Below are 12,611 nucleotides of genomic sequence, written 5' to 3'. Positions count from 1 at the left end.
TACGGGAGGCAAAAGTAATGTTTTTAATCTAAACACAATAACTCAATAACTTAAAAACTTACAAACTCTCTAACTTATTCTTCAAATATGCCTGTTTTTTTTCTGCTTTCTGCTTTTCAGTCTTTAAGTGGTCAATATCACTCAACACTGAAGCTAAATTATATGTTGCTGTTAAAGCTTTCTTGTCTCCCTCTGCAATATAAATTACATAAGGTTTCCCTCCTGTATATTCTACTTTAATACGCTTGTCAGAATTATCATAAATAAACTGAACAGCATCCTTTCCTGCATCACCTTTATAAGTTACAACTTCTGTTGTATTTCCCATATCCTTAAATCTGTAGTTAATACCACCATCATAAGGAATTGAAGCAGTCTCAGCAAATAAATCACCTCCGGCGCTAAGTCTAATACCTGTATGATTTATAGGTTTACCACCAAAATATACACTTGCCAAATACATTTCGCCTCGTTCGTCAACTCCGCATCTGATATAGCAACGCTGAACATTTCTTTCGATAGTTTGCTGTTTCCAGATATAATTACCTATTTCCTGATAATCCGAGTCTTTCTCAAACACGAAGCCTTTCTTCAAATCTTCTACTTCTTGCATTCTTATTGGTAGAAGACTGTCGCAATACGCCAGGTTTCGTTCAGATTCCTTGAAGTCAACTTTTCTCATCAATTCCAACGCATTCTTCAATGCATCTACTTCTTTAGGATATAAAGCTCTGATGGAATCTATCTCATTACGGGCAGAGAAAAAATCACCTTGTTCATAATATGACTGTGCTTTATCCAATCTTTCCTGAGCTTTCTTGGCATCTCCATTACAAGATGACATAATCATAGCAAATGTAATTGCCGACAGCGTATATAAGTTGTATTTTTTCATACGTCTTATGCATTAATAATCACGGCAAAGATAGCTTAAGTTTTTCAGTTGACAAGGTATATGATAAAACAACCAACACTAACAATAAATATATGATAGTTTAATACTTCTGATTATGTTGTCAAGATTACAAAATCTTATTAACTTGCTTCCGCTTATTTAATTATTTGTTCCGACAACATATTATAAGAACAGAGTAAATTAATAATTCAACTATTTCTAAATATATTGAGATATGAAACGTATAGCAGTACTAACCGGTGCAGGAATGAGCGCTGAAAGTGGTATATCTACTTTCAGAGATTCCGATGGTCTATGGGAAAAACATAGAATTGAAGATGTGGCAACTCCTGAAGGTTTCAATAAAAATCCCCAACTGGTTCTGGATTTCTATAATCAACGCCGTAAAGAACTTCTGAACTGTAAACCTAATGCCGGACATATTGGTTTGGCAGAAATGGAAAAAGATTTCGATATGCATATCATAACCCAAAACGTAGATAACCTTCACGAAAGAGCAGGGAGTTCAAATGTTATTCATTTGCATGGGGAATTAATGAAGGCTTGTCCGGTTAATAACCTTACAAAAACTTATGATATTCCGGTAAACAAACCTGAAATAAATCTTGGAGATAAAGATGAAAATGGAATTCAGTTACGACCTTTCATAGTCTGGTTCGGAGAAGCTGTTCCTATGATTGACCCAGCAATCCGTGAAATTGAAGAATGCGATATTATGGTTATAATTGGGACTTCTCTTAATGTTTATCCGGCTGCCGGTCTGATTAATTATGTCAGACGCGGACAACCGATTTATCTTATCGACCCTAAAGACGTGAAAACTTACCGTGACGATGTCATACATATTAAATGTGGAGCATCAGAAGGCGTAAAACGTCTCAGAGAAATATTACTTTGAACTATTAACAATTAATGAGCATATTGTAAGGAATATTCCTGCAGCTACAACTCCATTCCAACCATAAACGGACCAGGCTGTTCCTGCCAGGAATGTTCCGGTTGCTCCTCCAACAAAATAAGTTGTCATAAATATAGTATTTATTCGGTTAGAGGCTTTAGGATTTAGACTGAATATTGTTGTCTGGTTGCTTAGCTGAATACATTGCATTCCAATATCTATTATTATTATTCCTGCTATTATACCGGCATAAGTATTTCCAAGCAAGCTAAGACAAAGCCATGATAAAAACAAAAGTCCACATCCAATATAATTAAAATTCTTTACACCAACTTTACTCACATATCTTCCGACAAACGATGCCGACAAAGCTCCTGCAATACCACACAAACCTAAAAGTCCTACAATATGACTGCCTGCATAAAAAGGTGCCTGTTCCATTCTGAAAGCAAGACAACTCCACATTGCTAAAAAGCTGCCGAACGCAAAACCGGAACGAAGCGCTGAAATGCGTAATACTGGATAATCACGAACCAAAGTCAAAAGAGATTTCATCAATTCACTATATTTCCCTTCGAAGTTCGGTTTGATGTCAGGCATTACTCTCATAACAACAATAGCAGATATTATCATTAAAACAGCTGCTACAACAAACATGAATCTCCAACCCATTATCTCACCAACGACGCCACTAACCACTCGTGATGATAATATCCCGGTAAGTAGACCTGATACAACTATACCAACATTTTTTCCTTTTGTTTCCGGAGTAGAAAACTGTGCAGCTACAGGAATAAAAATTTGTGGTATAATAGAACAAATACCGGTTAAAAGAGAAGCTATGAAAATAAGATTTATGTTTTTCGCTATAGAAATAGATAATAGAGAAAATACAAGTATGGAGAAGTTTATCAAAATTATTTTTCTTCGAGGTAATAAATCAGCTAATGGTATTATAAATAATAACCCTAAAGCGTATCCTATCTGTGTTATCATAGAAATCAGGTTTGTCTTAAACTCCGAGACTTGCAAATCCTGACTGATTTGATAAAGAAGAGGCTGATTATAATATAAGTTTGCAACAGAAATTCCGGCAACAATAGCCAAAGTCCACAATAAACTTGCAGGCAAACCAGCATTCTCTTTCAATATTATTCTTTCCATATTTTATTAATACATATTATATAAACAAAAAAAAGACCCGATTCCTTTCGGAACCGAGTCTCTTCGCTTTCTAAAACGGCGGCTACCTACTCTCCCACTTTTACGCAGTACCATCGGCGTGATTGGGCTTAACTTCTCTGTTCGGAATGGGAAGAGGTGGAACCCCAATGCTATAACCACCTTAATATCTTTTTAAGGTCTTTAGTTTTTAAGTTTTTGAGTTTTTAAGTTTCTTACTCTTTAACTTAAAAGTTACATGTCTGTGACAATAAAGAGAGTTCTTTTCGTAGAACTAACACTGAACTTCCAGTGCCTTAAAATCTATCAATCCTTCCAATAAGGAAAAGTCTCGGGCAATTAGTACTACTCGGCTTTGACATCACTGTCTTTACACCTGTAGCCTATCAACGTCGTAGTCTACAACGACCCTCAGGGATATCTTATCTTGAGGCTGGCTTCGTACTTAGATGCTTTCAGCACTTATCCAATCCGAACTTAGATACCCGGCGGTGCACCTGGCGGTACAACCGGTAAACCAGCGGTTCGTCCAACACGGTCCTCTCGTACTAGTGTCAGAGCCCCTCAAATATCCTACGCCCACGATAGATAGAGACCGAACTGTCTCACGACGTTCTGAACCCAGCTCGCGTGCCACTTTAATGGGCGAACAGCCCAACCCTTGGGACCTTCTCCAGCCCCAGGATGTGACGAGCCGACATCGAGGTGCCAAACCATTCCGTCGATATGAGCTCTTGGGAATGATCAGCCTGTTATCCCCGGAGTACCTTTTATCCTTTGAGCGATGGCCCTTCCATACGGAACCACCGGATCACTATGCTCTAGTTTCCTACCTGATCGACTTGTATGTCTCCCAGTCAAGCACCCTTATGCCATTACACTCTGCGACCGGTTACCAATCGGTCTGAGGGTACCTTTAGAAGCCTCCGTTACGCTTTTGGAGGCGACCACCCCAGTCAAACTACCCACCATACAGTGTCCCCGCTTCTGCGGGTTAGAATTCAAACAATCAAAGGGTCGTATTTCAACGACGGCTCCACAAATACTGGCGTACCTGCTTCTTAGCCTCCGACCTATCCTACACATCAAGTGCCCAAATTCAATGTAAAGCTATAGTAAAGGTTCACGGGGTCTTTTCGTCCCATCGCGGGTAATCGGCATCTTCACCGATACTACAATTTCACCGAGCTCACGGTTGAGACAGTGCCCAGATCGTTACACCATTCGTGCAGGTCGGAACTTACCCGACAAGGAATTTCGCTACCTTAGGACCGTTATAGTTACGGCCGCCGTTTACTGGGGCTTCAATTCAATGCTTCTCTTGCGATGACATCTCCTCTTAACCTTCCAGCACCGGGCAGGTGTCAGGCTGTATACTTCATGTTAACTATTTCGCACAGCCATGTGTTTTTGTTAAACAGTCGCCTGGGCCTATTCTCTGCGGCCTGCCGAAGCAGGCGTCCTTTATCCCGAAGTTACAGGACCATTTTGCCTAGTTCCTTAACCGTGACTCACTCGAGCGCCTCAGTATTTTCAACCCAACTACGTGTGTCCGTTTGTGGTACGGGTACTTCATGAATATGTTTAGCGGATTTTCTAGGGAGCATGGTTACATCCATTTTGCCTTGTACAAGTACGCGGCATACTGTCAGGTTCGACTCTCTCTGCGGATTTGCCTACAGAAATCTTAATCTACACCCTTCAACCGGCTATTCCGTCAGCCGGCAGGACTGTCACTTCTCCGTCTCCACGTCACTCCATAAAGTAGTAACGGAATATTAACCGTTTCTTCCATCGGCTTCGCCGTTCGGCTTATCCTTAGGTCCCGACTTACCCTGATCCGATTAACGTTGATCAGGAAACCTTAGTCTTTCGGCGAGGAGGTTTCTCACCTCCTTTATCGTTACTTATACCTACATTTGCTTTTCCGGAAGCTCCAACAAAGGTCATCCTCTATCTTCAGCGCCGCCGGAATGCTCCCCTACCATCTCTTACGAGATCCACTGCTTCGGTAAATAGTTTTATGCCCGATTATTATCCACGCCAAACTCCTCGACTAGTGAGCTGTTACGCACTCTTTAAATGAATGGCTGCTTCCAAGCCAACATCCTAGCTGTCTCTGCAATCTGACTTCGTTAGTTCAACTTAACTATTATTTGGGGACCTTAGCAGGTGGTCTGGATTCTTCTCCTCTCGGACATGGACCTTAGCACCCATGCCCTCACTCCATGGCAATATATAACACGCATTCGGAGTTTATCTGGACTTGATAGGCGGTGAAGCCCTCGCATCCAATCAGTCGCTCTACCTCATGTTATACTAACCACAGGCTGCACCTAAATGCATTTCGGGGAGTACGAGCTATCTCCAAGTTTGATTAGCCTTTCACCCCTACCCTCAGCTCATTGGAACACTTTTCAACGTATACCCATTCGGACCTCCAGTTGGTGTTACCCAACCTTCATCCTGGCCAAGGGTAGATCACTTGGTTTCGCGTCTACTCCCAGTGACTATAACGCCCTATTAAGACTCGCTTTCGCTTCGGCTCCGTAACTTAATTACTTAACCTTGCCACTGAAAGTAACTCGTAGGTTCATTATGCAAAAGGCACGCCGTCACAGCACGAAGCTGCTCCGACCGCTTGTAGGCAGACGGGTTCAGGGTCTATTTCACTCCTCTGTTCGAGGTTCTTTTCACCTTTCCTTCACAGTACTGGTTCGCTATCGGTCTCTCGGGAGTATTTAGCCTTACGGGATGGGCCCCGCTGATTCACACAGGATTTCTCGTGTCCCGCGCTACTCAGGATTCCACTAGGCTTCGTTATCGATTCGTATACCGGGCTGTCACCGTCTTTGGCCGTTCTTTCCAAAACGTTCTACTTCGATAATTTCTTGCCACAGCGTGGTCCTACTACCCCGATATTGCCTAGACAACATCGGTTTGGGCTGTTCCGCGTTCGCTCGCCACTACTTGCGGAATCACTTTTGTTTTCTCTTCCTACGGGTACTTAGATGTTTCAGTTCCCCGCGTTCGCTTCTCTAACGAGATGGCAGGTCTTCAACCTGCCGGGTTGCCCCATTCGGAGATCCCGGGATCAGGGATTATTTGCATCTCCCCCGGGCTTTTCGCAGCTTATCACGTCCTTCTTCGCCTCCGAGAGCCAAGGCATCCACCGTCTGCCCTTGCTTACTTTTCCTTATCTGGTACATCAACGTACCGGATTGATATATCTTAAGCTTGCTCTACTTTTTAAAAACTTTCTCTTTATCGTCCAACATGTCAAAGATCTTATACCTTTTTCAAGGCTATGTGGAGAATAACGGATTCGAACCGTTGACCCTCTGCGTGCAAGGCAGATGCTCTAGCCAGCTGAGCTAATCCCCCAATTTAAGCGGTGCGTACGGGACTCGAACCCGTGACCCCATGCGTGACAGGCATGTATTCTAACCAGCTGAACTAACGCACCATTCATTTGAGAAGTAGTCCCAGGCAGAGTTGAACTGCCGACCTCTACATTATCAGTGTAGCGCTCTAACCAACTGAGCTATAGGACTGTCAACTTTGCCGGTTTCCCAGCTTCATCTTTCTCTCTTTTTATCTTTTTTTCATATATCCAACGTAGTACAAGTGGAGATTCAATACCACTTGATAATCTTCACGGAAACTCTCGCTCCAGAAAGGAGGTGTTCCAGCCGCACCTTCCGGTACGGCTACCTTGTTACGACTTAGCCCCAGTCACCAGTTTTACCCTAGGCCGTTCCTTGCGGTTACAGACTTCAGGTACTCCCGGCTCCCATGGCTTGACGGGCGGTGTGTACAAGGCCCGGGAACGTATTCACCGCGCCATGGCTGATGCGCGATTACTAGCGAATCCAGCTTCACGGAGTCGAGTTGCAGACTCCGATCCGAACTGAGACGTGGTTTCGAGATTAGCTCCCTGTCGCCAGGTCGCAACTCTTTGTCCACGCCATTGTAACACGTGTGTCGCCCCGGATGTAAGGGCCGTGCTGATTTGACGTCATCCCCGCCTTCCTCACAGCTTACGCTGGCAGTCCCGCTAGAGTCCTCAACTTTACTTGTTAGTAACTAACGGCAAGGGTTGCGCTCGTTATGGCACTTAAGCCGACACCTCACGGCACGAGCTGACGACAACCATGCAGCACCTCGCAAGCGGCTATTGCTAGAAAGTCAGTTTCCTGACCGGTCCCCCTGCGTTCAAACCCGGGTAAGGTTCCTCGCGTATCATCGAATTAAACCACATGTTCCTCCGCTTGTGCGGGCCCCCGTCAATTCCTTTGAGTTTCACCGTTGCCGGCGTACTCCCCAGGTGGATTACTTAACGCTTTCGCTGTAGAGCTTACATTATATCGCAAACTCCTAGTAATCATCGTTTACTGCGTGGACTACCAGGGTATCTAATCCTGTTCGATACCCACGCTTTCGTGCTTCAGTGTCAGTTATGGTTTAGTAAGCTGCCTTCGCAATCGGAGTTCTGCGTAATATCTATGCATTTCACCGCTACACTACGCATTCCGCCTACCTCAAACACACTCAAGTCTCCCAGTATCAATGGCAATTTTATGGTTAAGCCACAAACTTTCACCGCTGACTTAAAAGACCACCTACGCACCCTTTAAACCCAATAAATCCGGATAACGCTCGCATCCTCCGTATTACCGCGGCTGCTGGCACGGAGTTAGCCGATGCTTATTCATAGGGTACATACAAGATCCCACACGTGGAATTTTTTATTCCCCTATAAAAGAAGTTTACAATCCATAGAACCTTCATCCTTCACGCGACTTGGCTGGTTCAGACTTCCGTCCATTGACCAATATTCCTCACTGCTGCCTCCCGTAGGAGTCTGGTCCGTGTCTCAGTACCAGTGTGGGGGACCTTCCTCTCAGAACCCCTATCCATCGTCGGTTTGGTGGGCCGTTACCCCGCCAACTGCCTAATGGAACGCATGCCTATCTATCAGCGATGAATCTTTAACAAATATTCCCATGCGGGACCCCTGTTTTATGCGGTATTAATTCATCTTTCGATGAGCTATCCCCCTCTGATAGGTAAGTTGCATACGCGTTACTCACCCGTGCGCCGGTCGCCGGCAATAGTTGGCAAGCCAACTATCCCGCTGCCCCTCGACTTGCATGTGTTAAGCCTGTCGCTAGCGTTCATCCTGAGCCAGGATCAAACTCTTCGTTGTTATAAATTGTTTATGTCTTATGCTCAAGATTCCGTTACTTCTCGATTTATCAAGTATTGACGGTATTTATTCTCAAAATACTTGTACTACTTGTTGATATATGTAATATTTTCAAAGAACTTAGTCGCTATCGTTATTTTTGATTGCGGTTGCAAAGGTAAGAACTTTTATTTTAATCTTCCAAATTTTTTCGGAAGTTTTTTTTATTTTTTCTTCAGCTTTCGGATTTTCGCTTGGATTTACCAACCTCACCTATCTCTGACAGAATTACTTTCCTTTACCTCTTCATCATGTTGACTACCGCATCTCTCTCGATTGCGGGTGCAAAAGTAGAACGGATTTTTGAATCTGCAAAATATTTTGGGAAGAATTTTTGAATTATTTTTAAGTTTAGCTGAGTATCAGAGGAATAGAAAGGGAAGTTTTTTTTAGAAGATAAGTTGACGAGGGAACGAGATTACAAGATGATGGAGAAAAACATTACAAAATCATTTATGAACTTCTTCATAATAAATTCTACGATTCATAATTATAATAACCCCTATTCATCATATTAAATTTATTGACTCACCTAGGTGAGTTAATCGGCTAACCTAGGTGGATTGATTGGCTCACCTAGGTGAGTTGATTAACCCACCTAGGTGAATCGATATTCTGAATACTATCTTATCACTATATAATAAGCATAAATCTATCATATATTCATTATAAATCCAGATTAACATCTTAAACTTTTGGGTAACACAAGATAATTAATGGAACGCATATACCTGAATTGATAAGTAAGAAGCAAATTCAGATACAACCATATATTAGACAAAATATAAAATGCAAAAAGCACATTATATATCAAGGATAAAAGTTTATCTTTCAATCCTAAATATATAATGTGCTTTTACTTTTCAGTAAATAGGCTTTACCATTCTATAAATTTACCTCTCTGGCGACGTTTTTCCAATATTTCCTGCAAATGCATTTGTCTGTCTTTTGCAATATATCGACGAGCAAAGATATTAGGAACTGCAACACCTAAAGATATACACAAGATAATAAGTGCTGAATTTATACCATTGGAAAAGGCATTTGTAACCTCACCTACTACACCATGCATATTGATAAAAGCCAAAACGGATCTATACATCAGAACTCCAGGAATCATAGGAATTACAGAAGGTATTGTCAATACGTGATTTGGCACATGAAACCAATGTACAGCTTTCACTGCAATCAAACTCACCACGAAACTTCCCATAAATGAACCGATTACAGGACCAAAGCCAAGCTCAAAGTTCACGAAATTTCGAGTACACACAGCAATAACTCCTCCTAAGGCTACAACCCACAACAAACGACGGGGAATATTGAATATTGTGGAAAAACCCATTGCAGCTATTGCTGCAGCTATTGCATAAACATAATAAGGATCGTGAGGAACCATACTTAGTTCCGAAAACTTCTGGTCAATCTTGATATCATTCATCACCAGAACTCTAAGAGCAAAAGTTATACCAAATGTCATAGCACCAACCATCATTGCGGTATTGGCTGCTCGAGTTATTCCAACCAAAAGAAAATTATTAATCATATCATCAACAAAATTGATAAGAGGAACTCCTGGCACAATAAACAAAGCACAAGCCAACAATGGATGATATGGAGTAGAAGACCATCCAGAAAAAGAAGACGCATATGCAAGACATGTTGCTACAAATGCAGCAATAGCCATACTCATATAATGATTTATGCCAAAATCAATGCAACGGGCACGAATTCTAAAACCTACAAATGCACATATGGACGCCAAGAAAAAAGCAATCCAATCACAACCAAAAAGCTTACAGAAACCACCACACGCAAAGCCGGCACAAACCGCAACAAAATAAGGAGTATAATTTCTTGGTTTCTTGGCTATCTGCTCAAGCTCCTCTTCATACTGGTCAAGTGAATAATCCTGTTCGATTGCTTTCCAGGAAAGGTCACTGACAAGTGAAATGGTTGTCATATTAACTCCATGCTTTTCACATTTCTGGAATTTTGAGAAAGAATGCTTCTCGTCACTTACGTTGACCATTATCATGGTCCAACGAATATCAATATGCAACTTCTCTTCGGGAATCCCCATAAAAGCAGCCACACGTTTCATATTACGGTCGATACGGTTAGTATCAGCCGCACTTTCCATCAACAATTTTCCCGTACGAAGTAAAAGATCCAATTTACGTCGCAACAACAAGACTTCTTTCTCTGTAAAGTTTTCGCTCGCCATATTTTGTATATATACAATTATAAATTCAAATCAAACACACAGTATATTTCCAATGGCATTTTTAAGATTAAGCAAGGATAGATTAACCGAACAAAGAAGGTTCGGTCTGTAAATGAGCCGCAAAATTACAAAAAATCATCTGATATGACAATTCAATAAATCCATATTGAAATAAAGCATATAGTTGATTAATCCCCGAGTCTAGCTTAATAAATTTCATTATCGTGAATAATTAAGGTCTTACAAAGGAATAAAATGTTCCATTTAAAGAATTGAGAAACAGGTATATTGATTTGAATCCTTCATATGGCTATTTTTGGCAAAAATTAGTCTGAATCATGAATACAATTGAAAAAATATCTTTCAGCCAACTAAAAGATACATCTCTAGATATTAATGCATTAGATGATGGAATAATACTGACTGGAAATATCGAAATAAAGAATAATCTCTTTGACAGTCCAAGACGTCTGGACGCATTTGTCTTGCTGTTTTGCGTAAATGGAGAGGCTGATATACAAATCAATCTTCAAAAATATAAATTGAGACCAGGCATTCTGGCTTTCAATATTCCTGAAAATATCATTCAGATAAATAATATGAATAATCTGAAGATATATCCAATTATTATTTCATCAGAATTTTTCAAAAAAGTAAATATTAAAATGAAAGATCTGATGAAATTATACCTATTTGCAAAAAGAATCCCATTTGTATCATTAGATTATACCGATATAAGGACTCTTGAAAAATATTATCTTCTGCTTGAAGATATAATTCTAAGCAAAGACGGAAATAAAGAAATAATTCTCGAAGGTATAATTCATTCTTTATTCTGTAAGCTTAATTGTATAACATCTAAAATACAACTGAATATAGAACAACATCCTCTTGCAAAAGAAAGGAATGAAGAAATATTTGAAAGTTTTATGGAACTTCTTGCGCAACACCATTCAACTGAACGCAATTTATCCTATTATGCAGAAAAAATAGGAATAACAACAAATTACCTTTCCAAACTTGTTAAAGAATATAGCGGTAAAACGGCTGTAGAATGGATAAATGAATATGTCATTCTGGAAGCTAAAACAATGATAAAACATACTCAATATACAATTCAGGAAATTGCATACAAATTAAATTTCCCTTCGCCTTCTTTTTTCGGTAAATATTTCAAGCGATTGACAGGAATATCACCTAAACGTTATAAAAACTCATAACAGACAACATGGCAACTAATACGAAATATAATCTTGGTCTGGCACTTAGTGGTGGCGGAGCGAAAGGTTTTGCACATATTGGAGCTATTAAAGCAATGGAAGAAAGAGGTATTTATCCTAATGTAATATCAGGAACAAGTGCAGGAGCGGTAGTTGGTGCATTATATGCAGCTGGTATTTCACCTGAAGAAATGTTAGAACATTTCATAAAACATGAGGTAACAGATTTTCTCAAATTCACATTGCCAAACAAAGCATTTCTAAAATACGACGGATTCGCAAAATTTCTCAAACAGATTCTACCAGTAAAGTATTTTGAAGACTTAAAAATTCCATTACATGTTATTGCTTCAGATTTTGACAACGGAAAGTTTGTGGACTTCACATCAGGAGAGCTTGTCCCCATAATTATGGCATCATGCACTCTTCCGGTAATATTTGAACCAGTAAAAATAAATGGTGTAAGATATGTTGATGGAGGATTATTCAAGAACCTGCCTGTAAGTCCAATAAAAGGTTTATGTCAAAGAGTAATGGCTATAAATGTGAATCCTCATCTGATAGACGAACATAAAGAAAACATGCTATATGTAGCTGCCAAATCTTTTCAATATGTATTTAAAGCAAATGTAGTTGAAGATGAAAAACTATGCGACTGGATATTAGAAATTGATTCCGTACTAAAATATAAAACATTCGAACTTAAGAGAGCTAAAGAAATATATCAAATCGGATATAACGAAATGAATAATGCTTTAGAAAAAGCCTGGAATAACGAAAACCATTTTTTATTAGAAAGCGGAAAAGATTATTTCAAGAAAAAATATCTTGATAATACTATATAATATATAAACGGGCTACACTATATCTGCAAAATACAATCCTTACAGGAAGACTTTACTTAATAAGTAAGTCTTCCT

6 protein-coding genes, 3 tRNA genes and 3 rRNA genes are annotated in these 12,611 nt (G+C 40.2%); 3 read left to right on the top strand and 9 right to left on the bottom strand.

Going from position 1 to position 12,611, the window contains the following annotated elements; genetic code table 11:
- Window positions 1-58 precede the first annotated feature (58 nt).
- On the bottom strand, window positions 59-895 hold the full coding sequence (locus ACYIAR_RS10660; RefSeq protein WP_480329547.1) for a hypothetical protein: 837 nt from the start codon (window positions 893-895) through the stop codon (window positions 59-61).
- A gap of 235 nt (window positions 896-1,130) precedes the next feature.
- Here ACYIAR_RS10660 and ACYIAR_RS10655 point away from each other — a divergent pair, with 235 nt between their 5' ends.
- Window positions 1,131-1,814 carry an SIR2 family NAD-dependent protein deacylase gene (locus tag ACYIAR_RS10655; protein WP_480329546.1) on the top strand — a complete coding sequence of 228 codons (684 nt, stop codon included), beginning with the start codon at window positions 1,131-1,133 and terminating at the stop codon, window positions 1,812-1,814.
- On the opposite strand, the gene ACYIAR_RS10650 is transcribed toward ACYIAR_RS10655, so the two are convergent.
- From ACYIAR_RS10650 to ACYIAR_RS10615, 8 genes are all read right to left on the bottom strand, one after another.
- The gene (locus ACYIAR_RS10650; RefSeq protein ID WP_480329545.1) at window positions 1,806-2,978 is read right to left on the bottom strand and encodes an MFS transporter; all 1,173 of its coding nucleotides are present in this window, start codon (window positions 2,976-2,978) and stop codon (window positions 1,806-1,808) included. The two genes, ACYIAR_RS10655 and ACYIAR_RS10650, sit on opposite strands and share 9 nt — an antisense overlap.
- 73 nt (window positions 2,979-3,051) lie before the next feature.
- Window positions 3,052-3,162: ribosomal RNA gene (gene rrf / locus ACYIAR_RS10645) — 5S ribosomal RNA — on the bottom strand.
- A gap of 154 nt (window positions 3,163-3,316) precedes the next feature.
- A 23S ribosomal RNA gene (locus tag ACYIAR_RS10640) occupies window positions 3,317-6,192 on the bottom strand.
- A gap of 114 nt (window positions 6,193-6,306) precedes the next feature.
- Window positions 6,307-6,380: transfer RNA gene (locus tag ACYIAR_RS10635), tRNA-Ala, on the bottom strand.
- Window positions 6,381-6,388: 8 nt separating this feature from the next.
- Window positions 6,389-6,462, bottom strand: a tRNA-Asp gene (locus tag ACYIAR_RS10630).
- Window positions 6,463-6,476: 14 nt separating this feature from the next.
- Window positions 6,477-6,550 (bottom strand) — tRNA-Ile (locus tag ACYIAR_RS10625).
- Window positions 6,551-6,672: 122 nt separating this feature from the next.
- Window positions 6,673-8,205, bottom strand: a 16S ribosomal RNA gene (locus ACYIAR_RS10620).
- The 16S, 23S and 5S rRNA genes sit together here with 3 tRNA genes alongside, the layout of an rRNA operon.
- 916 nt (window positions 8,206-9,121) lie before the next feature.
- Window positions 9,122-10,471, bottom strand: a complete 1,350-nt coding sequence (locus ACYIAR_RS10615) for a threonine/serine exporter family protein (RefSeq protein WP_480329544.1) — start codon at window positions 10,469-10,471, stop codon at window positions 9,122-9,124.
- Between the two features lie 338 nt (window positions 10,472-10,809).
- Here ACYIAR_RS10615 and ACYIAR_RS10610 point away from each other — a divergent pair, with 338 nt between their 5' ends.
- A complete protein-coding gene (locus ACYIAR_RS10610; protein ID WP_480329543.1) occupies window positions 10,810-11,691 on the top strand; it encodes a helix-turn-helix domain-containing protein in 882 nt (293 codons plus the stop codon).
- Window positions 11,692-11,699: 8 nt separating this feature from the next.
- Window positions 11,700-12,536: a patatin-like phospholipase family protein gene (locus tag ACYIAR_RS10605; RefSeq protein WP_480329542.1), complete on the top strand. Its 837-nt coding sequence runs from the start codon at window positions 11,700-11,702 to the stop codon at window positions 12,534-12,536.
- Window positions 12,537-12,611: the final 75 nt, after the last annotated feature.

Source organism: Parabacteroides sp. KHUB-01 (assembly GCF_056640935.1).
The sequence above is the reverse complement of the archived record's forward strand: the minus strand, read 5'-3'. Positions and strand labels throughout refer to the sequence as shown.